The sequence below is a fragment of the uncultured Abiotrophia sp. genome, assembly GCF_938010525.1.
Taxonomy (GTDB): Bacteria; Bacillota; Bacilli; order Lactobacillales; family Aerococcaceae; genus Abiotrophia.
The window spans coordinates 26,268-48,032 of record NZ_CALLVK010000024.1 but is presented as its reverse complement, the minus strand read 5'-3'; the positions used below and the strand labels follow the sequence as shown (position 1 = coordinate 48,032).

Genomic DNA, 21,765 nt, shown 5'->3' with positions numbered 1-21,765 from the left:
GCTATGGCACGCTACGATAAATATATTATGAAATACATTGGTTTAATCACCCTCATTGTCTTGGTTTTATGGAACTGGAATTCCATTATGGGCTTAGTCGGATCCATCTATAAGACTTTGGGACCAATTATTAACGGGGCTATTTTTGCCTACATCTTGAATCTACTTATGGTTCGCTACGAAAGGCTTTTAACTAAGTTACAGGTAAAAATGCCGTTGATTAAAGAACTGAAGCGACCAGTATCTATGCTCTTATCCCTCTTGACTTTTGTCTTGGCGGTTATTATGATTCTGGTCCTAGTCTTACCACAGTTATCGACCGCTATTAGTCGTTTTATTGAGGTCATTCCAAGTGTCAGCACTTGGCTACAGAAGGCGATTGAAGAGTATGATGCTTATTTCCCTCAGTTGCAGACCCTCATGTCACAGCTTAATATCAACTGGGGCAGCCTGATTCAACAATCCATGACAGTTCTTAACAGCTTGTCTTCTAACTTCTTAAACATTACCTTTACTACAATTACTGGGGTGGCATCTAATACTATTAACTCCATCCTGTCCTTGATGGTTGCCCTCTATATTTTGGGGTCTAAGGAACGTCTTTTACTACAAGGTAAGCGGCTCATTATGGCCTACTTGAAACCTAGCCACGCTCAGACTCTCTTAGATATTATTCGCCTAATGAATGAATCCTTCACCAATTTCTTCGTGGGGATGACCTTGGAAGGCATCATTCTGGGCAGCCTAGTCACTGTTGCTGCCAGCATCTTCAATCTGCCATATGCGGGTATGTTAGGAGTGATTGCTGGGGTTATGGCCTTAATTCCTATTATTGGTGGCTATATCTCTGCAGCAGTAGGGACTCTCATGCTATTGGCTGTTTCACCAAGCCAGGCGCTCTTTTATCTGGTCATGGTCATCATTATCATGCAACTGGAAGGGAACCTAATCTATCCACGTGTGGTGGGAGGTTCTATTGGGTTACCAGGTCTCTGGGTCTTAGTGGCCTTCACAGTCGGTGGTGGCTTAATGGGTATTTCAGGCATGATTCTGGGGATTCCTTTAGCAGCGACCCTCTACAAATTATTGGGTCGAGATGTCCTCATGCGTGAGAAACGTCAGACCTTGACTATTCTTGAATAAGTCAGATAGCGAGAGCATGGCTGCTCTCGCTATTTTAATAGGATTATTTGGTGACTTTAGAGGCTTTATGTTATAATTGAACTATCAAATTTATCCTTTGATTTAGGTACTAGAGGGTAAGGAGGTTAATAAGATGAAACACTTGACTAAGCAATTGTTAGTTGGCTGTTTAGGATTAAGTTTTCTTGTCAACTATATGGGCCAAAGTGTCGCTGCACGCCCACCAATTTTAGATGCTACCTCTGAGGAAAGTTCTAAAGCAAGTGAGGGAAGTTCACTGATATCTGAAGAGACTGAGCGTATGACCTTCCCTGAATTACAGGATAAGCTAGAGCAAGCGCGACAAAAGGTTTTAAGTGTTAAACTCACCGCAAAGACCTCTCGAAAAACTAAGGAGTTTTCTGTGCCAAGTGAAGATGCGTATATAGCTTGGAATAAATTTGAAGTCAGTGATGACCAGAAGAGTGAGCCGATTCTTTCCTTTAATCATGAAGAATTCAATTTGGCTGGCATACTTAAATTTGAGTATTTTTTGACTAAGAAAGCTCAAGATGACTATCTTTTGTATACGAAATCAGAGGCTAATCAGGCTAGCTATAGGCAGATAAGTTCTCCCTTTGCCTATGTCAATTACCAGGATATTCTTACGTCCATTATTTTACTTGACGCCCCATACGCTAAGGTTGAACTTAAAGATTCGAGTTATCATGTCTACATCAGTGACAAGGACCAGTCCTTAACCCACCTTTTCCTCTTTAGTATTGGGCGAGATAAAGTCGGTCAAGAAAAGAGTAGTCTTGAGCTCGTCATCGACCAGAAGGATTTTAATCTTAAGGGCTTAAGCTATTACTATCAAGACGATCAAGAACAGCGGTCTGCAGAGCTATCGGTAGAAGATATTAATCAAGTCCCTGAGAAAGATCTGACCTTGGCTCCATGGACGCAAGACGCTGTCTTGGAAGAGAAAAGCAGTTCTGATAGGACTGAATCAAGTGATGAAACAAGTGAAACAGCTGACTCCAGCCAAAGTCGTGAGTCCTCTCCTAAGGCTAGCCAAATCATGGAAGAAGTATGGCGAGAGCGGCTACTTTCTTCAGTCTTCATGTCTTTCGAGAAAATAGTCCTATCAGATGACAAGACCAATGTCACAGCCTTAGAAGGTGATATGGCCTATAATAAGGTTGGGCAAATCGTCGGTCTTCATTACTTTGGTATTCTAGATCAGGGCTATCCTGATGGCCGGTTCGTTGAAATCATAAAGAGCTTGAATGACAAAACCTTTTATGGGCGTCTCAATACCCAATGGTACACGATATCGACAGCTAAAACAGAGGATATCAAACCAGAATACCAGCGCCTGATGACAGTCTTAGCAGACAAAAAGCTAACTGAAAAAATGACCGTTGAAGAATCGGAAACAAGTTACTTGTTGAAATTGCAAGGCCATGACCTTGGCCTCCTTGGTGATTTGTCAAGAGACTTGCTAATGGATTTGACGGAGACAGACTCAAATGAAAGGCAAGGCAAGTTTAGTTTGACTGTAGAGGTTTCTAAAAAGGAACATTATCTCCAATCACTTGATTTGAAGGTAGAGACCCAAATAGAAGGGAGCCCCCACATCCAGCATGCTAAAATTTCCTTTAGTCGCCATAATAAGGTCTCAGATATGAAATTTGAGCTTCCTAGCGAGGCCAAAGATGCTAGACCAATTGAAGAGCTCTCATCTTCTGAAGAATCGAATTGGTAAGTTTGTATAAATAGTTTTCAGACTTTAGTGAAAGTGCTATAATAGACTTAGAAACTTGAGAGGAGGAATAACTCGTGTATCTACTTATCTTGTTGGGGGTTGCTTTTACGACGGCCACGCTCTTCTTCAAGCAGAAGTTGCCGACAGCACTTTTAGCATTAGCTTCCTTTGCTTGGTATTTTGAAGCTTGGCAGTCTGATGGACTCTTACCCTTTATCATTTTCTCAGTTGGGGTAGTCATGGTCATCTTAGAGTTCTACTTACCACAAACAGGTTTTGCAGGCCTTATTGGCTCAGTTGTCATGGGCTTGGTACTCCAATACCATACACAGAATTGGCAAGAGACCTGGCTCTTACTCTTCGGGATTGGACTTGTCAGTGTGACAGTCTTCTTCGTCCTATTGAAGTTTGGCCTTTCTATTAAGGTCAATGAAGCCTTAATTCTAGATGCGCAGATTAACTCTCATGCTCGAGGAAGACAAGGAGACCAGGCAGCTAGTGCTGATCACCCGCTCATTGGCCACCCAGGACATGCTATTTCAGATTTGAAGCCGGTTGGTAAAGTCGAAGTAGATGGCCAGGTCTATGAAGCGCGGAGTGCCCACAACTTTATTAGTCAAGGGGCGACGGTTGCGGTGCAGGCTGTTAGCCAAGGGACACTTGTTGTTAGAAAAGGAGGAGAAGCATAATGAATGGATGGATTCCATTAGGTTTATTAATTATCGTCTTATTAGTACTGATTAGCCTCTTCTTCCGCTTTGTACCAGTAGGTTTATGGATTACCGCCTACTTCTCTGGTGTTAAAGTGGGGATTGGGAATTTAATCGGGATGCGTTTGCGGCGGGTTGTGCCAAAAATGATTATTAACCCAATGATTAAGGCAACCAAAGCAGGCTTAGTCATTAATACAAATGAACTTGAAGCCCACTATTTAGCAGGTGGGAATGTCAACATGGTCATTGATGCCTTAATTGCGGCTCAACGTGCCAATATTGACTTGGAATTCGAACAAGCAGCTGCTATTGATTTGGCAGGGCGTAACGTTTTTGAAGCCGTTCAAGTATCGGTTAACCCTAAGGTAATTGAAACCCCAATTATTGCGGGTGTCGCTATGGACGGGATTGAAGTTAAGGCCAAAGCTAAAGTGACCGTACGTGCCAATATCGAACGTTTAGTCGGGGGTGCTGGTGAAGAAACCATCATTGCCCGTGTTGGTGAAGGGATTGTTACGACCGTAGGTAGTGCCGCTAAGCACTCCATTGTCCTAGAGAACCCAGACTCTATTTCCCAAACTGTTTTACGTAAAGGTTTAGACTCAGGGACTGCCTTTGAGATTCTATCCATTGATATTGCGGACGTTGATGTGGGCCGTAACATCGGGGCTAAATTGCAAGCTGACCAAGCTGTAGCAGACAAGAAGATTGCTCAAGCTAAGGCTGAAGAACGTCGTGCCTTCGCGGTTGCCCAAGAACAAGAAATGTTGGCCGAAGTACAACGCATGCGTGCTAAAGTGGTTGAAGCAGAATCTGAAGTGCCATTAGCTATTGCCGAAGCTTTCCGTAAAGGCAACCTAGGCATTCATGATTACTATCAATTACAAAATATCCAAGCCGATACTGCCATGCGTGAATCCATTGCTAAGGATGAAAAACCAGCCGGCGACACAGTGATTTCTGAATAGGACACTTAAGTCATGATGAAAGGGGAGTTAACCAATGAGAGGCTATATCTTTTTGCTGATTTTCCTTGCGTCTTTCCTCATCCCTAAAATTCGGGACATGATTCGTGATAATGCGGCGGGCAAGCAAGCAAGATTCCGCCAGAACCCAATGCCACAAGTAGACCCTCAGTATTCACTAAGAAATCTGTCAGCTCAATTGAATGTGCTCATGGCTGCAGCACAGGATCCTAATCTCACTGATCAGGAGAGAGCCTCATTAGAAGATAAGATTGATTATCTTAACCAAGAATTAGACCAAGCTCTAGGTGCTGAGGAAATTGAGGCTGATAATCTCTTACAAGCAAAAGGCGAAGCGGGACAGTCTATGTTGGACGAGGTTGAGTTTGATCAGGCTCAAGCTCAAATGGAAGCGTCCTTGGCTGATCGGTGGGGTGTCAGTGACCAAGATTGGTCCTTAGCCGAATCTGATACAGATGCCATTCAACTTGAACGTATAGGTGCTTCTAATCACCACCAAACAAGGCCTGGTTCTAAACTCACCAAGCTCAATCGCAAGACCCTTAAGGATGCGGTTATTTATAGTGAGATTCTCAAACCAAAGTATCAATCTAAATGATATGGAATGGAGGTAGGAAGTGATTCCTGCCTCTTTTTGTGTATAGTTAGACACAAAATAATCAGGAAACTTGCTTTTATTGCCTAAAGTGCTAGGATGAAAGTAGGATTACTGTGTCCAGAAAAGAGGGATGACTAAATGTCAGATTTTAAACAGTATATTAAGAATATCGGCCATGTTGATTTTGAGCTCCAACCTCTCAATGAGGTAGATATTGCAGTTATGGTCGAAATGGTCTATCTCAAGTTAGATGATTATGTCAGTCATGTTATATCCGAATCAAAAGCCATTTCTGTGATGGATTTTTACCAGCAATTTGCGCAAGACAAAAAAGAAATTCAAGAGGAAAATCCTTTCTTAATTTCCAAGGGGCGTCTTGAGGTAGCCAAGGCCGCAGCCCAAGCATCACGCTATCGTAATATTCAGATTTTCGGCTTTCAATCCGACTTAGACCTCAAGTTAGAGAAGCAGTTTGCGGCGGCAACCTTCTATATTCCGGAAGTTAATACCTATTTGGTAGTCTTCCGTGGGACAGATGAAACGATTGTGGGTTGGAAGGAAGACTTCAATATGAGCCACCAAACCCAGGTGCCGGCTCAGGATGCTGCTAGAGAATACCTGACCAAAGTCATGACTGAATTTGATGGGCAATATATTATAGCCGGTCACTCCAAAGGAGCCAACTTAGCAATTTATGCCGCTAGTCAACTTGATAAAAAGCTACAGAATCAAGTGTCGGCCATTTATGCTTATGACGGGCCGGGTTACCAAAGGGATTTTCTAGAGACAGAGGGCTATTTGGCCATTGAGTCCAAGATTCATGCCTTCCAGCCAGAGGATGCGGTGGTCAGTCAGATTCTCTTCCATACAGTTCAAGCCAAGGTGGTCGCCTGCAAAGGCATTAGCATGATGCAACACCTGCTAGAGAACTGGCAAATCGATAAGATAAGTTTCAAGGAAGTAGAGTCGGTAACCCCAGGGAGTCAGCGTCTTCAAGCTACCCTTGGTCAATGGGTTGACCAGCATTCTGCCCAAGAGTTAGAAGAATTCTTCGGTGCCATATTTGGCATTATTGAGGCTACAGGTATTGAAACTTTGAACGAGATAGGGGACAATTTCCTCGCGTTTCTTATCTCTCTACAACGTCAAATTCGTGATACAGAGGATAGTGAGTTGCTTAAAGAAGGATTCGCTCAGCTCCAAGCCATCTATAAGGAGCAGGGGGATGAAACAAATGCCAACTTCTTGGAAGTCGTTCAAGGCAAGATAGATAGTGCCACAAGCTTCATCAAGGACCTAGTTCCTGACGCCCTATTGCCAGGTAAATCTGAAAATAAGCAAGTAGAAGAAGAAGGGGACCCACAAGCCAAAAGTGAGGAAACAGAGCATGGCGCGATTTGATTATGAGCCTCTCAATCTCTATGATAACTTTGCGACTGCTAGTCGCAAATGGCCTCGTGTTCCCATTTATTTTGATCAGACTTTAGCTGCTTTCCCGGAATTAGGTCTTGAAACTAGCTATCAGGATGCTTTAAAATCCATTGATCGACGTGCTAAGCAGTTAGCCAGATTAGGTATTAAGGCTGGGACTATGGTCATGGTCTATAAGGCGCCTGCTTTTGACACCTATCTTTTAGCGCTTGCCTTGACTAAACTTGGTGCGGTACCAGTTATGGTGTCCTATCACTTAGGAGCTGAGGTTATTAAGGTCTTCGGCCAAAGACTGGGGCAAGGACATGCCTTAATTTACGACCAGAAAACGGCTAAAAATGTGTCACAACTTGCCACTCCAAATGGCTCAAGTTACTTAAGTCTTGACTCTATACTAGATGCGAAAGAAGTAAATGAGCTTGAGTCAACTAAGTTCGATTTAGATGCTATTGCCTATATGACCCATACATCGGGCACAACTGGAATTCCAAAGCTTATCTGTCACTCTTGCTCTAGCATGGGCTGGCGGACCCTCTGGCAGAAGCGGGTCTTAGACCTGATGCAAGAGAGAAAACTCTGTAGTTTTTTGGTTAGTCCTGTGCATTCACGTTTCAATATTGGGGTTTCTAGCCTTATGTCCTTGGGCTTTCCCATGATGCCGCTATCGAATCCTGACCTATCTTCAGTGGAGGCTGCTTTCAGAGCACACCCACCTTATGCAGTGGAAACTCATCCTAATCATTTTGTTCAGTGGCGTGGTCTAGCACAGGGCCATCCGGACCTCTTTAAGGAAACTAAGTACTTCCATTCGACTTTTGATGCCATTAATGGCGATACCATGGCTTCATTCTTGAAGGCAGCTAAGGCTAACCATCCTGTCTTCCTACAGGTCTACGGACAAAGTGAATGTGGGCCTATGATTTTAAGAGCCCATCGCTTAAGAAGCTTAGCTAATCTCGAAGCCAGAGACATGGGACTAGGCCTAGGCGACTTAACCGAGGCCAGAATATGTGATGCTGAGGGTAATCCTGTCAAGCAAGGCCAACCAGGACATATCCAACTCTATTCCAAGGGCAGGGCGCTAACTTACTATCAAGAAGAAGAGCGATTTGCTGAAAATGTTTATGGTGAATGGTGGGATAGTGGGGACTACGGCTATATAGATCAACGGGGCCATCTCTATCTGCAAGATCGCCAAGTCGACCTAGTGGAGGATTTACCAAGTACACTTGCATTAGAAGATGTGCTTTTGGATAAACTGGATTTTTTGGCTGAAGTGGTCATTATTAGAGACCCAAAGGGCTATGCACAGCCGGTTATTGCAGTCAATGATGGTATGACCATGGATTGGCAAGCCTGGTGGGAACTGACTTCGGATATGCCATTTATGAACAAGCCGATTGTGATAGATTGGTTAGAATATCCAAGAACTGAGACCATGAAAATTAAGCGTTCATCCCTGTATGATCTTTTATTTTAACAAAAGATACACAAATAGATTGAATCCCTGTGAACAAAGAGTTATAATGTAAGCAGATTCATCATTATATTCTATAGGGGGATTATTTATGAAGTTGTCAAAATTTTGTATATCTATACTTGTGTTATCATCGTTAACAGCGGTTATAGCACCAACAGACGTACACGCAATCCACTTCCGAAATTGTGACGAAGCTTGGGCTAAAGGATATGGTAATATATATGTTGGCCAAGATGGCTATAGTCGAAGTTTAGATGCTGATAAAGATGGCATCGCATGTGAGATTAGTAAATCAAAAGGCAAGTTTAGAGCGCGCCGTGCTGATGGAAAGCCTCTAAATGCAGTACAATCTTCAGCGGCACCTGTCTTAAAAAACGGTTGGCTTAAAGAAAACTCACTGTGGTATTACTACAGAAACAATCAAAGGGCTACAAATGAATGGGTAGGAGATTATTATCTAACGTCATCTGGAGAAATGGCTACCTCCAAATGGGTATCTTACGGAAACTACTGGTATTATGTGGATTCGGAAGGGAAATATCTACGCAATACTTGGAGTGGTGGATATTATTTACAGTCTGATGGTTCAATGGCATCTGAAAAATGGGCTAAAGATGGAAATACCTGGTATTATTTCAATAAGGCAGGCAATTACTTAAAAAATTCTTGGAAGGGGAAGTACTATTTACAGTCCGATGGATCAATGGCAAGCAATAAGTGGATTCAAGATCCAAACTATGGGAATAGTTGGTTTTATTTATCCGCTGATGGAAGCTATGTAACGGGCCGTCAGACTATTGGTAACAGCACCTATCTATTTGATGGAAGTGGTGCCATGATAACCGGTTGGCATAAGGATAATCAAAACTTGTACTATTTTGGTGCAAGTGGAGCCCTGGCTTCCGGCTGGAAACAAATTGATGGTAAATGGTACTATTTAAATGAATCAGGAGTAATGCTTGCTAACAAATGGGTCGGTGATTACTATTTAGGTAGTTCAGGCGCTATGCTTGTCAATACTGTAACTCCAGACGGGTATGTGGTCGATGCAAACGGTAAATGGGTCAGAGATGTCAAACCTGAGTCCAGTGAATTATCTAATTCTAGTTCAGATCAAACAAGTCAATCAGCTGACGGAACATCTTCTGAAAGCAGCATAGATTCCCTTGATAACGAAACGGTTGAAAAAGCAGTAGGAAGAGTTCGGTATTATGCATATGAAATGCATCTTTCTAGACAAGATACTTATTACCAACTGACAACCGAGTACATAGATGGATTCAGTTCAAAAGTAGCTGAAGCTGCCTTGGCAAAAGTTAAGGTGGATTGGCAAGCTAATGCTAAAGTGATTGTAGATCAGGGACTGACTTACTCTAAATCTAAAGCAAGTATTGTTGAGGATTTAGTAAGTCGTAAGTTCACTCAGAATGAAATCACGATGGCAACTCAAGGTATTGACTGGAACAGTGTTGCTTTAAAAGCTGCAAGTACACTCACATTTCTCTCGAAAAATCGCCAAGACTTATATGATTGGTTAATTAGGGAAGGTTTTACTCCTGAGGAAGCAGCTTATGCCACAAAAAACACACCTGATTCTGCTTGGCAACGTTAAACATTACTCGAAAAAGCAGGTCCTAGTTTAAAAGCTAGGCCTTGCTTTTTCTTATGAGATGGTGTATATTATATAAGGTTGCATCACCTGATGCGCCAATTCGCACGTTCGTTGATAGTGAGGACGGTGCTTGGGTAACCAAGTTTCCTTGCTAGGTGACACGTTCGGAGGAAAAATATTAAACCAAATGGAGGTATAGAAATGTCAGTAATTTCTATGAAGCAATTATTAGAAGCTGGTGTACACTTCGGTCACCAGACTCGCCGTTGGAACCCTAAGATGAAGCGTTACATCTTTACAGAACGTAACGGTATCTACATCATCGACTTACAAAAAACCGTTAAATTGGTTGACGAAGCATACAACTACATGCGTGAAGCAGCAGCTGACGGCGGTGTAGTACTCTTCGTTGGTACTAAGAAACAAGCTCAAAAAGCTGTTGAAGAACACGCAGTTCGTTCAGGTCAATACTACATCAACCACCGTTGGTTGGGTGGTCTCTTGACTAACTGGGATACTATCCAAGGCCGTATCCGTCGTTTGAAAGCTATCGAAAAAATGGCTGAAGACGGGACCTTCGAAGTACTTCCTAAGAAAGAAGTTATCGAAATCCGTAAGGAACAAGAGCGTTTAGAGAAATTCTTAGGCGGGATCAAGGACATGCCAAGAATTCCAGATGTTATCTTCATCGTGGACCCACGTAAAGAGCGCATCGCGGTTCAAGAAGCTCAAAAATTAAACATTCCAATCGTTGCTATGGTCGACACTAACTGTGACCCAGATGAAATCGACGTAGTAATCCCATCTAACGATGACGCTATCCGTGCTATCAGCTTAATCGCTGGTGCTATGGCTGACGCTGTTATCGAAAGCAACCAAGGGGTTGTAGAAGCTGTCGCTGAAGAATCAACTGACAAAGCTTTCTTCGACAACTTGTTCGAATCAAACGAAGGCCAAGAAGCCTAAGCGTTACTTAACTTAGTATAAGCATGAACTGTCTTAATTCAGGAGGATAACCATAGGCTCAAGGCTAGGGACCTGTGTTGAGACAGTTTTTTATAAGACCTGAGGAGGAAACATACAAAATGGCAAACATTACTGCAAAATTAGTAAAAGAATTACGCGACATGACTGGCGTCGGTATGATGGACGCTAAAAAAGCTTTAGTTGAAGTTGAAGGCGACATCGACAAAGCGGTAGACTTCTTGCGTGAAAAAGGTTTAGCTAAAGCTGCTAAAAAAGCTGACCGTATCGCAGCTGAAGGGGTTACTGCTACTTATGTAGACGGCAACACTGCTGCCTTAATCGAATTGAACTCTGAAACTGACTTCGTTGCTAAGAACGACAAGTTCCAAGCTTTAGTAGCAACTGTTGTTAAAGCTATTGCTGAAGCAAAACCAGCTACTATGGAAGAAGCTTTAGCTGTTAAAGTTGGCGACAAGACAATCGAAGAATTAATCTTAGAAGGTACAACCGTTATCGGTGAAAAACTTTCTCTTCGTCGTTTCGAAGTATTGTCTAAAGCTGATGGCGATGCTTTCGGTGAATACCTCCACATGGGTGGCCGTATTGGTGTCTTAACTGTTATCGAAGGTTCTGATGATTCTGTAGCAGCTAAAGATGTTGCTATGCACGTTGCAGCGATCAACCCACGTTACGTAAGCCGTGAAGATGTATCTGAAGAAGACTACAAACACGAAGAAAAAATCCAAACCGAAATCGCCCTCAACGAAGGCAAACCAGCTAACATCGTTGAGAAAATGATTAAAGGTCGTATGAACAAATACTTAGCTGAAATCAGCTTAACTGAACAAGCATTCGTTAAGAATCCTGACCAAACAGTTGCTGAATTCGTAGCTTCTAAGGGCGGCAAAGTGAAAACTTTTGTCCGTTATGAAGTCGGTGAAGGTATGGAAAAACGTCAAGATAACTTTGCAGACGAAGTGGCTGCCCAAATGGGTAAATAAGCTCGTCTAATTGACTAAGCCCCAAGTGATTGGGGCTTTTTCTGAAAAACGGACTCATCAGGCAAATCAAGGTAAGGAGTAAGGAAAATGGTAGAACCGAAATACAAACGTGTCGTCTTGAAATTAAGCGGCGAAGCCATGGCTGGACAATCTGGCTTTGGCATTGATCCAGCAACCATCAAAGAAATGGTCAAGGAAATTAAAGAAGTTCACGCTCTAGGCGTAGAAATCGCCATTATTGTCGGTGGTGGCAATATCTGGCGCGGGATTACAGGCGCTGAGATGGGCATGGAACGGGCGCAAGCCGACTACATGGGCATGTTAGCGACTGTCATGAACTCCTTAGCCCTACAAGATGTTCTGGAGAACAATGGCGTGCCAACTCGGGTTCAAACTTCTATCGATATGCGCCAAATTGCGGAACCATTCATCCGTCGTCGTGCTATCCGCCACTTGGAAAAGGGCCGCGTGGTTATCTTTGCTGCAGGTACCGGGAACCCTTACTTCTCAACTGATACGCTAGCCGCTTTGCGTGCTGCAGAAGTGAACGCAGACGTTATCTTGATGGCTAAGAACAATGTGGATGGTGTCTACGATGCCGATCCACGCCATGATGCCAATGCAACTAAGTTCGACAACTTGTCCCACTTAGATGTTATTGCTAAGGGCCTAAAGGTTATGGACTCTACCGCTAGCTCGCTCAGCATGGATAACGATATTCCATTGGTTGTCTTCAACTTGAATGAACCTGGTAATATTCGACGGGTAGTTTTGGGTGAATCCATCGGGACGGTCGTTGGCGGCAAATAAATATTACTTTAATCAGCTATCAGGTATCAGATAGCTTCGGCATGCCCCATTTTTACTATTTTAAATAGCAATATAGAGTGAACTTCACCCCGTATAGTTATTTTTCTAACTGTGGGTATGAAAATAACCTCCGTAAAAATAACGACCATTTCTAGAGGCAAGCTAGCTACCTTGCAACTTACTATAGAAGCTAAAAGTGCATTCAGTATATGGTCTATTTATTGAAAAGTTACGAATAAGATTTTATCCTTAATATGCCACTATCCTCTGTTATACGTCCTATATGGAAAATATAATAAGAATGAAATACTTCTTATCTAACGTCAATTTGCTACTAGCTACCTCCAAAATGATCACAAAGAGTTAATGGAGCGAGATTTTCTCTTATGAGACTAGAACAACCTCAATATATAACTCTAAAATATAACTCTTAAGTCTTGCTTTTGATTATTGTTTCATTGTACTTTTCATAGAGGAGGGGGCAATAGGTATGTTATGCGTAAAGTAAACAATTAATAGCTATTCAAGTAGTATCTACACATGTCAAGTTAAATTTTAAAAAACTTGACAAAAAGAAGAGAATTTGACATACTTAGGTTAAGTTAGGGGGGGAAAACATGACGCACGCAACCTTTATTGCTGAGGTAATCGAAAAGATGCCAGACAAAGAAATTTTTTTCGCGAAAGAACTCTATGATAGCATTTATAAATATGAAGCTATTACTGAAGAAAACTACTATCAGATTTTAAAGCGGAATCAAGAAAAAGGAAGACTTGTACGCCTAAGTAAAGGTGTGTATGCTAAACCAAAAAATACACGATTTGGTATTGTATCACCAAGTGAAATTGAAATTATAGATCATTTTATCAAAAATGATAAGGGGATGTTTGTAGGCTACCAATTATTTAATCAATTACATTTGACAAGTCAAGTTTCCAAGAAATACCATATTATAACTAACAATAATCACAATAAGTATACTATTAATAACATTTCAATTAAATATGCCAATTTAGAATTTACCAAACCTATTAAAGAAACTATAGCTATGCTAGAGGTTCTAAGCGAGATTGAGAATATTCAAGATCTTGATGAAAAACGTTTCATGCAGTATTGTGAAGAATTCGCTATTAACTCGTATAGTGATGATGCTTTATGTACAGTTCTTAAGGAATCCAAATATCAAAAGTATATTTTAAACTTTTTAAAAAAAATTCTGGATACTTATGAAGTACAGAATACGATTGATGTTTATCTGTCTAAACTAACAAATTATAAAAAGCCAAAGGTGTCCTTATATGAATTTGCATGAAGATAGTGAGATGTTTAATGATTTAGCTACATTGACTTCAGAATGGCGTAATATCCCTGTGACCTCTATAAAAAGAGACTATTTAATCGTAATGATTTTAGAACAATTATCAGATAGTAAATATGTGGATAAATGTGTTTTTAAAGGTGGAACATCGCTTAGTAAATGTTATCCTGGTACAATTAATAGATTCTCTGAAGATATCGATTTAACTTATTTAAACAAAACAGACGAATCTAAAAAAAATATAGAACGTAGTATAAAAGATATAGAAAAAAAATTGAGTTCGGGCCTATGTATGGAAAAAGTCGAGTCGGAAAGAAGTCAGCAGGCAAAGAGTTCTTATGTATGGATCAATGGAATTGGCGAACATGATAAAGTAAAATTAGAAATTGCAAGTTCAATTAGACCAGAGCCATACAAAAAAATGGAGCTAAAAACCTATATTCATGAGTTTTTGGAAGAGCAGAAACTGCTTGATGATATTAAAAAATACGAGCTAACCCCTATTGAAGTTAATGTATTAGATATTACTCGCACGTTTGTGGATAAAGTGCTCGCCGTAAAACGTCATGCTTTTAACGGTAATTTAGATATTAAAGTACGACATATATACGATGTCGTTTGCCTATTTGAGCATGAAGATATCAAAGCTCTTTTTGTCAATAAAGCAGAATTGAAAGAATTGTTAGACAAAACTAAAAAAACTGATCAATTTTATATTAAAAAAAGAAAGCTACATGAAAAATATATTCCTGACTCACCATATAATTTTGATGAATGGAAAGAGAAATTTGATTCTCATAAAATTCGGAGTAATTATGAGTCGTTGCATGAGGAATTGCTATATACCAATGAAATTCAACAATTTGATAAAGCAATAAAAATTTTTGAGGAAATCAGCAGTTTATTTCAAGAGATTGAAGGGAATTAGGGTTCTACATCGCTGACAATAAAGTGTAGAATATATATTATAGATTTTAAGTCGATAGACGTTTCTGATCCAGTAAATTTTTTCGTTCCTCAATATTTAGATGTGGTATAAGTTATAAAATTTCTTCTTTTTCATGTTGATAATACTTTTTGCTACTAATTTATGCTATAGTAAGTTAGTACAAAATATGCAGGAGGCTGTCTCAATGACTACTGAATTAATCAAAGATACTAAGCAACGTATGCAAAAGACCGTTGACGCCTACCAACGCGAGTTAGGTTCTATTCGGGCTGGACGTGCTAATGCCAGCATTTTAGACCGTATTAGTGTTGAATACTATGGCGTGCCAACTCCCCTCAACCAATTAGCATCCATCACCATTCCAGAGGCGCGTATGCTCTTGATTACCCCTTATGACAAAGGAACCCTGGGGGATATCGAGAAAGCGATCTTAATGAGTGATGTGGGCATTACGCCATCTAACGATGGGTCTGTGGTGCGTTTGGTCATTCCTGCCTTGACTCAAGAGCGTCGTCAAGAATTGGCTAAAACCGTTGGTAAGGAACAAGAAGGGGCTAAGGTCCGTGTTCGTAACATCCGTCGTGATGCCATTGACCATGCTAAGAAGGCAGAGAAGAACAAGGAAATCACCGAAGATGATTTGAAAGGTCTGGAAAAAGACATTCAAAAGTTAACAGACGACTTCGTCAAAGAAATCGAAAAATTAACGGCTGAAAAAGAAAAAGAAATCTTAGAAAAATAAGACTTTATCGACGTGGATTCTGTTGTATAGCAGGATTTGCGTCTTTTTTTCTTACCTAAAAAGTGCTATAATGAAGTTAGTTAATAAACTTACATAGGAGGGAACTTGTTATGTTGACCTATATTGTAGGTGCCGGCGCAATGGGTTGCCGTTTCGGCTACCAAATGGCTGAAGCTGGCCAAAAAGTTGTCTTGTTCGATGGCTGGCAAGACCACATTCAAGCAATCAAAGAAAAAGGCCTAATTATTACCGGTGACCAAGACAAGACGGTAGACTTAGATATTCGGCCTTTTGGTCAGGATGCGCCTGTCTGTGACCTCATGATTCTTTTCGTCAAAGCCCACCAATTGGAGACAACCTTGCAGGAAACGGCACACTTACGTGATCAGCACACCAAGGTTTTCTGTTTACTTAATGGTTTAGGACATGAAGAAGTCATTAAACGATACGTGGATCCACACAATATTATGATGGGGGTAACCGTTTGGACAGCTGTCCTAGTCGGTCCGGGGCAAGTTCGTCTCAAAGATTCCGGAACCATTAATTTCTGTGCGCTTGACCCAAGCGGTAAAGAAGTTGGCCTAGAGGTAGAAGCTTTACTTAACCAAGCTGGGCTTAATGCGACATATGACCAAGAAGTCTTTAAGGCTATCTGGACTAAGGCCTGTGTCAATGGGACCATGAACTCTACTTGTGCCTTAACAGATTGTACCATTGCAGAATTCTTCTCTTCGGAAGAGGGGCGCTTAATTGTTCGTCAACTCATGCACGAGTTCATCACCGTAGCCAAAGCCAAAGGTATCGCCCTCGATGAAGAGAAAATCTACCAGTACCTGGTGGACTTATCTGTTAAGTTAGCAGGTCACTATCCATCTATGCACCAAGATCTGGTTCAACAAAAACGCCTAACTGAAATTGACTACATCAATGGGGCTGTTGCACGTATGGGGGCCGACTTAGGCATTGATACACCTTACTGCAAGATGGTGACGGAGTTCATCCATGTTAAGGAGCGTCAAATTGGGGTGCGCGCCTAGTAACTAAGCCCAAAGGCTTGACACTTAGGCTCTTTGTGGTATAATGAATACAGTCGAAATCAAGTTGGAAAGGAGTGAGCGGTGACGCTTGCTCTTTTTGCATGAGAGAATGAGGTGAACTATGAGTGCAATTTTAGATAAGGTGACACCAGCCATTACCGAGATAGTAGAAGCCAACGGCTGCTACTTGGTTGACATGGAATATGTCAAGGAAGGTAAGTCTTGGTTCCTTCGCATCTATGCGGATAAACCAGGACGGATTGACATTGATGACTGTGCGGCCATCAGTGAGCAAATCAGCGAACATCTGGATAGTATTAAGCCTGATCCATTTCCTGAGGCTTATTTCTTAGAGGTCTCATCACCAGGGGCGGAACGGCCATTGAAAACTGATCAAGCCTTGCGAGAGGCAATAGGTGAGTATGTGCATTTAGACTACTATGCGCCACAACACGGTGCTAAGAGCCATGAAGGGACTTTAGAAGCTGTGACAGATGACAAAGTTACGCTGACTGTCCAAATTAAAACTGTCAAAAAACAACTAGAAATCGAACGCCAAGCCATCGCCAAAGCGCGTCTGGCTATTAAGTTCTAATAGACTACTGGAGGATAGACAATGAGTAAGGAACTTGTTAAAGCAATGCAGGTTTTAGAAGAAGAAAAGGGGATTTCTCGCCAAGTCATTAAGGAAGCCCTGGAATCTGCCTTAGCTCTAGCATATAAGAAAAACTATGACCAAGCCCAAAACGTGGAGGTCCAATTCGATGAGAATAAGGGCACCATTAAGGTTTACTCGGTCAAAGAAGTTGTAGAAACCAACTATGATTCGACCTTAGAAATCAGCCTAGAAGAAGCGCTCAAGATTAACCGCGCTTACGAAATTGGCGATAAAATCAAATTCGAAGTGACACCTAAGGACTTCGGTCGTATTGCGACTCAGACAGCTAAGCACGTCATCATGCAACGTATTCGTGAAGCTGAACGGGAGAATATCTTCGAAGAATTTAGTCAATATGTAGATGAAATCATGACCGGGACGGTAGAACGTCAAGATCACCGCTTTATCTATGTCAATATTGGCCGTGTGGAAGCTATCATGCCCCTTGGGGAACAAATCCCTAGCGAACAATTTGAACCTGATCAACGTATTAAGGTTTATGTAGCCAAGGTTGATAAGACAAGCAAAGGCCCACAAATCGTGGTCAGCCGTGCACATAATGATTTCTTGCGCCGCCTCTTCGAGCAGGAAGTACCAGAAATCTACGATGGTACGGTTGAAGTCATGGCCATCGCTCGTGAAGCAGGTGACCGTGCCAAGGTAGCAGTGCGTTCACGCGACAAGAATATCGACCCTGTTGGGACCTGTGTGGGCCCACGTGGTCAACGTGTTCAAGCTATCGTTAACGAACTCAACGGCGAAAATATGGACATCATCGAATGGAATGAAGATCCAGTTGTCTTCATTCAAAATGCCTTGAGCCCTGCTCAAGTTATCAAGGTTGATTTCAACGAAGAAGCGCATGCCTGCATCGTGGTAGTACCGGATAACCAATTATCCTTGGCCATCGGTAAACGTGGTCAAAATGCCCGCCTAGCAGCTCGCTTGACTACCTATAAGATTGATATCAAGTCAGAATCTTCTTATGCTGACTACTTAGAAGAGCAAGCAGCCTTAGCGCTGGAGGCTCAAGCTGCAGCTGAAGTTGGTCAAGAGGATTTAGCAGAAGAACTTCCAGCTGAAGCAGTGGACCAAGCAGTTGAAGTAGAAGATCTAAAGCTTGAATCTGAACCTGCTGGCGAAGAATAGGGCTGAGCGAAGGAGGGGACCCGATGCAAACGAAGAAACAGCAAGCACCACGTAAGGTGCCAATGCGTAAATGTATTGTATCCCAGACCATGTTCCCTAAGAAGGAACTGGTACGGGTGGTCAAATCCAAAGAAGGACAGATTTCGATTGATCCAAGTGGTCGTCAAAATGGTCGTGGTGCCTATATTGGCCTAGACCGTAATCTGGCCTTGGAAGCCAAGAAGAAACGGACCTTTGACCGTGCTTTCAGTATGAAAGTGGATGACGCCTTCTACGATGAACTCTATGCCTATATTGATCATCAACAGGCGCGTAAAGAATTACTATGACACCAGAACAAAAGAAACTGAACATGTTAGGTCTGGCCAACCGGTCGGGTAACCTGATTAGTGGTGACGAACTCGTCGAGAAAGCCATTAAACGCGGGCGTGTGGCCTTGGTCATCTGTGCCCAAGATGCAAGTGACGCTACCCGTACACGTTATCAGGATTGGTCCCAGCGCTATCATGTTCCACTAGAAATGACATTTAACCGAGAACAAATCAGTCACGCTGTGGGAAAGACTCGTTCAATCGTGGCCATCACCAACCAGGGGATGGCTAAGACCTATCTTTCCTATTAGCCCTACTGACCAATTCTTAGGAATAGGAAGGTGAGACAATGACAGTTAGTCGCGTATATGAATTTGCCAAAGCACATAATATGAGCTCCAAGGCTGTATTAGAATTGGCAAAGAAAAATGGTATTGAATTCAATAGCCATATGTCCTCCATGACCGAGGGACAAACTCAAGAATTGGAACGCTTACTGCGTCAACCAAAGGCTGCGCCGGCAGAGAAAGCTACGCAAAAGCCAAAACAAGACAAGCAAGCGCCTAAGGCTAAGCCTGAAGCCAAGCAAGGTCACAAACAGTCTGAAAACAAAGGCCAAAATCAAGCCCACCAAGGCAACAAGCAAGCTAAGAAGCCACATGGCCAAGAGTCTGCTAAAAACCACGAAGGCCAAGCCAAGGCTAAGCCTGAAGGCAACCGCCACAATGGCCAACAGTCTAACAACCAAAATCAACGTCATAACCAATCAGACTTTGACTCTAACCGCCGCGGTGGTGGTAGCCGCCGTAAGAACCGTGGCCGTCACAACCGTCAAAATGCTAACGTGACCGAATCCAAGGGGATTACTGCTCGTAAGCATAAGGAATTGCCAGAGAAGTTAGTCTACACGGAAGGTATGAATATCCAAGAGATTGCTAAGCTCTTCCACCGTGACGCTAGTGAAATCATCAAGAAACTTCTTATGTTAGGGGTTATGGCCAACCAAAACCAAGCGCTTTCCAAGGAAGTTATCGAATTAATTGCCATGGAATATGGGGTAGAAGCGGAAGAAAAAGTGGTCATTGATAATGCTGACTTGGAACGTCACTTCGCCCAAGAAGAAATTAAGCCTGAAAACTTAGTCACACGTCCACCAGTTGTGACCATTATGGGTCACGTCGACCATGGTAAAACCACTCTCTTGGACCAATTGCGTAATACCAACGTTTCCGAAGGTGAAGCCGGCGGGATCACTCAGCACATCGGGGCCTACCAAGTTAAGATTAACGACAAGTTAATTACCTTCTTGGATACGCCTGGTCATGAGGCCTTCACCACCATGCGTGCCCGTGGTGCGGATGTTACTGACATCACCATCATCGTGGTAGCAGCGGATGACGGGGTCATGCCTCAAACGGTTGAAGCTATTAACCACGCCAAAGCGGCTGATGTTCCAATCATCGTTGCTATTAACAAGATTGATAAGCCAGGGGCTAACCCTGATCGTGTCATGCAAGAATTAACCGAGCACGGTTTGATTCCAGAAGCATGGGGTGGGGAAACCATCTTCGTGCCAATTTCTGCTAAGTTCAATCAAAACATTGAAGAACTCTTAGAGATGATTCTTTTAGTTTCTGAAGTGGAAGAATTGAAGGCTGATCCTCAACGCTTGGCTATCGGGACCGTTATCGAAGCCCGTTTAGACAAGTCTCAGGGTTCAACTGCAACCCTCTTGGTACAACAAGGGACCCTTCAGGTGGGGGATCCAATCGTCGTCGGAAATGCCTACGGTAAAGTCCGTACCATGGTTAACGACGCTGGTCGTCGTATTCGCCAAGCGGGCCCAGCAACGCCAGTTGAAATTACTGGTTTGAATGACGCGCCGCAAGCGGGTGACCTCTTTGTAGTCTTCCCAGACGAAAAATCTGCTCGTGCGGCAGGTGAAGAACGTGCTAAACGTGCTCAGTTGGCTATGCGTGACCTTAAGAAGAAGGTGACCTTGGATAACTTGTTCGAGAGCCTGCAAGAAGGCGAGCTCAAGTCTGTTAATGTCATCATCAAAGGGGACGTGCAAGGTTCCGTTGAAGCCTTATCAGCAAGTCTTCAGAAGATTGATGTTGAAGGCGTCCGCGTTGACATTATCCACCAAGCGGTAGGTGCCATCAATGAAAGTGATATTACCCTAGCTCAAGCTTCAGGTGCTATTGTTATCGGCTTTAACGTACGTCCTACGCCACAAGCTCGTTCCTTGGCCAACGATAACGAAATCGACATTCGTCTCCACCGCATTATCTATAATGTGATCGAGGAGATCGAAACAGCCATGAAGGGTATGTTGGATCCTGAGTACGTGGAAGAAATTACCGGTCAAGTGGTTGTACGTGAAACCTTCGTCGTTTCTAAGGTTGGGACCATTGCAGGTTCTTATGTCTTGGATGGTTTCATCCAACGTAACAGCAAGGTTCGGATTATTCGTGACAACATTGTCATCTATGAAGGCGAACTAGCTAGTCTCAAACGCTTCAAAGACGATGCCAAAGAAGTTACTAAGGGCTTTGAGTGCGGGATTATGATTGAAAACTATAACGACATTAAGATTGACGACATCATCGAACCATACCGTATGGTTGAAGTCAAACGTAGCTAGGAGGGAAGAACCCCATGGCAAATTATCGTCTAGGCCGTGTCCGCCAAGAAATCATGCGTGAAGTCAACCGCATTTTGCTACGCGAAGCCAAAGATCCGCGTATCGAAGGGGTGACTATTACCGATGTGGATTTAACTGGTGACTTGCAACAGGCGACCATCTTCTATTCAACACTGAGTGATAAAGCTGGTGAGCGTCAGAAGACGGAAGCAGGGCTCAAGGCAGTAACAGGTCTGGTTCGCAGTGAACTGGGCAAGGTCCTTAAGCTCTACAAGACACCAGAAATCCGTTTCGAACGTGACCGTTCAGTGGACTACGGAAATCGTATTGATCAATTACTCAACCAAATTCATCAACAAGATCAAGCAGAATAAGGCAAAGAGACTAGGGGAGCCTAGTCTCTTTTTTATGGCTCAAAATGTGACTTAGTCAGCACAAGTATGGGGAGGGCGACTTGTTTAACTAG

General features: G+C 42.6%; 21 protein-coding genes. All 21 read left to right on the top strand.

Translation table 11 applies throughout. The features are described 5' to 3' along the window. Positions 1-3: 3 nt before the first annotated feature. The 21 genes from Q0339_RS08175 (at position 4) to rbfA (ending at position 21,673) form a co-directional block, all read left to right on the top strand. The gene (locus Q0339_RS08175) at positions 4-1,143 is read left to right on the top strand and encodes an AI-2E family transporter (protein ID WP_298078334.1); all 1,140 of its coding nucleotides are present in this window, start codon (positions 4-6) and stop codon (positions 1,141-1,143) included. 133 nt (positions 1,144-1,276) lie between these two features. Beyond that, positions 1,277-2,890, top strand: a complete 1,614-nt coding sequence (locus tag Q0339_RS08170) for a DUF6612 family protein (protein ID WP_298078333.1) — start codon at positions 1,277-1,279, stop codon at positions 2,888-2,890. Between the two features lie 74 nt (positions 2,891-2,964). Then, a complete protein-coding gene (locus tag Q0339_RS08165; protein WP_298078332.1) occupies positions 2,965-3,579 on the top strand; it encodes an NfeD family protein in 615 nt (204 codons plus the stop codon). Then, entirely contained in the window at positions 3,579-4,571 is a 993-nt protein-coding gene (gene floA / locus Q0339_RS08160) for a flotillin-like protein FloA (protein WP_070755627.1), read from the top strand. The genes Q0339_RS08165 and floA overlap by 1 nt, the downstream gene beginning before the upstream one ends. A 34-nt stretch (positions 4,572-4,605) precedes the next feature. Beyond that, positions 4,606-5,187, top strand: a complete 582-nt coding sequence (locus Q0339_RS08155) for a hypothetical protein (RefSeq protein WP_298078331.1) — start codon at positions 4,606-4,608, stop codon at positions 5,185-5,187. 138 nt (positions 5,188-5,325) lie between these two features. Next, positions 5,326-6,588 carry an Mbeg1-like protein gene (locus Q0339_RS08150; protein WP_298078329.1) on the top strand — a complete coding sequence of 421 codons (1,263 nt, stop codon included), beginning with the start codon at positions 5,326-5,328 and terminating at the stop codon, positions 6,586-6,588. Then, positions 6,575-8,098, top strand: a complete 1,524-nt coding sequence (locus tag Q0339_RS08145; protein ID WP_298078328.1) for an AMP-binding protein — start codon at positions 6,575-6,577, stop codon at positions 8,096-8,098. Before Q0339_RS08150 ends, Q0339_RS08145 begins: the two co-directional genes overlap by 14 nt. A 121-nt stretch (positions 8,099-8,219) precedes the next feature. Next, positions 8,220-9,710: an excalibur calcium-binding domain-containing protein gene (locus tag Q0339_RS08140; RefSeq protein ID WP_298078327.1), complete on the top strand. Its 1,491-nt coding sequence runs from the start codon at positions 8,220-8,222 to the stop codon at positions 9,708-9,710. 201 nt (positions 9,711-9,911) lie between these two features. After that, positions 9,912-10,676 (top strand): 30S ribosomal protein S2, encoded by a 765-nt coding sequence (gene rpsB, locus Q0339_RS08135; RefSeq protein WP_035364286.1) that lies wholly within the window; start codon positions 9,912-9,914, stop codon positions 10,674-10,676. A 119-nt stretch (positions 10,677-10,795) separates the two neighbouring features. After that, complete coding sequence (tsf, locus tag Q0339_RS08130) at positions 10,796-11,677, top strand: translation elongation factor Ts (protein WP_035364288.1); 882 nt, start codon at positions 10,796-10,798, stop codon at positions 11,675-11,677. Positions 11,678-11,764: 87 nt separating this feature from the next. Further along, on the top strand, positions 11,765-12,487 hold the full coding sequence (gene pyrH / locus Q0339_RS08125; protein ID WP_298078325.1) for a UMP kinase: 723 nt from the start codon (positions 11,765-11,767) through the stop codon (positions 12,485-12,487). Positions 12,488-13,104: 617 nt separating this feature from the next. Beyond that, a complete protein-coding gene (locus Q0339_RS08120; protein WP_298078324.1) occupies positions 13,105-13,800 on the top strand; it encodes a DUF6088 family protein in 696 nt (231 codons plus the stop codon). Further along, positions 13,787-14,734: a nucleotidyl transferase AbiEii/AbiGii toxin family protein gene (locus tag Q0339_RS08115; protein ID WP_298078323.1), complete on the top strand. Its 948-nt coding sequence runs from the start codon at positions 13,787-13,789 to the stop codon at positions 14,732-14,734. The genes Q0339_RS08120 and Q0339_RS08115 overlap by 14 nt, the downstream gene beginning before the upstream one ends. 205 nt (positions 14,735-14,939) lie before the next feature. Beyond that, positions 14,940-15,497: a ribosome recycling factor gene (frr, locus tag Q0339_RS08110; protein ID WP_035364290.1), complete on the top strand. Its 558-nt coding sequence runs from the start codon at positions 14,940-14,942 to the stop codon at positions 15,495-15,497. 110 nt (positions 15,498-15,607) lie between these two features. Next, a complete protein-coding gene (locus Q0339_RS08105; protein ID WP_298078322.1) occupies positions 15,608-16,534 on the top strand; it encodes a 2-dehydropantoate 2-reductase in 927 nt (308 codons plus the stop codon). 121 nt (positions 16,535-16,655) lie between these two features. Continuing rightward, positions 16,656-17,129: a ribosome maturation factor RimP gene (gene rimP, locus Q0339_RS08100; RefSeq protein ID WP_070755622.1), complete on the top strand. Its 474-nt coding sequence runs from the start codon at positions 16,656-16,658 to the stop codon at positions 17,127-17,129. Positions 17,130-17,150: 21 nt separating this feature from the next. Next, on the top strand, positions 17,151-18,341 hold the full coding sequence (gene nusA, locus Q0339_RS08095; RefSeq protein ID WP_298078320.1) for a transcription termination factor NusA: 1,191 nt from the start codon (positions 17,151-17,153) through the stop codon (positions 18,339-18,341). Positions 18,342-18,364: 23 nt separating this feature from the next. Then, complete coding sequence (locus Q0339_RS08090; protein WP_070755620.1) at positions 18,365-18,670, top strand: YlxR family protein; 306 nt, start codon at positions 18,365-18,367, stop codon at positions 18,668-18,670. Further along, entirely contained in the window at positions 18,667-18,963 is a 297-nt protein-coding gene (locus Q0339_RS08085; protein ID WP_291428455.1) for a ribosomal L7Ae/L30e/S12e/Gadd45 family protein, read from the top strand. The genes Q0339_RS08090 and Q0339_RS08085 overlap by 4 nt, the downstream gene beginning before the upstream one ends. A gap of 38 nt (positions 18,964-19,001) precedes the next feature. Beyond that, complete coding sequence (gene infB / locus Q0339_RS08080; protein WP_298078319.1) at positions 19,002-21,299, top strand: translation initiation factor IF-2; 2,298 nt, start codon at positions 19,002-19,004, stop codon at positions 21,297-21,299. 14 nt (positions 21,300-21,313) lie between these two features. Next, positions 21,314-21,673, top strand: a complete 360-nt coding sequence (gene rbfA / locus Q0339_RS08075; protein WP_268442862.1) for a 30S ribosome-binding factor RbfA — start codon at positions 21,314-21,316, stop codon at positions 21,671-21,673. The last annotated feature ends 92 nt before the right edge of the window (positions 21,674-21,765 follow it).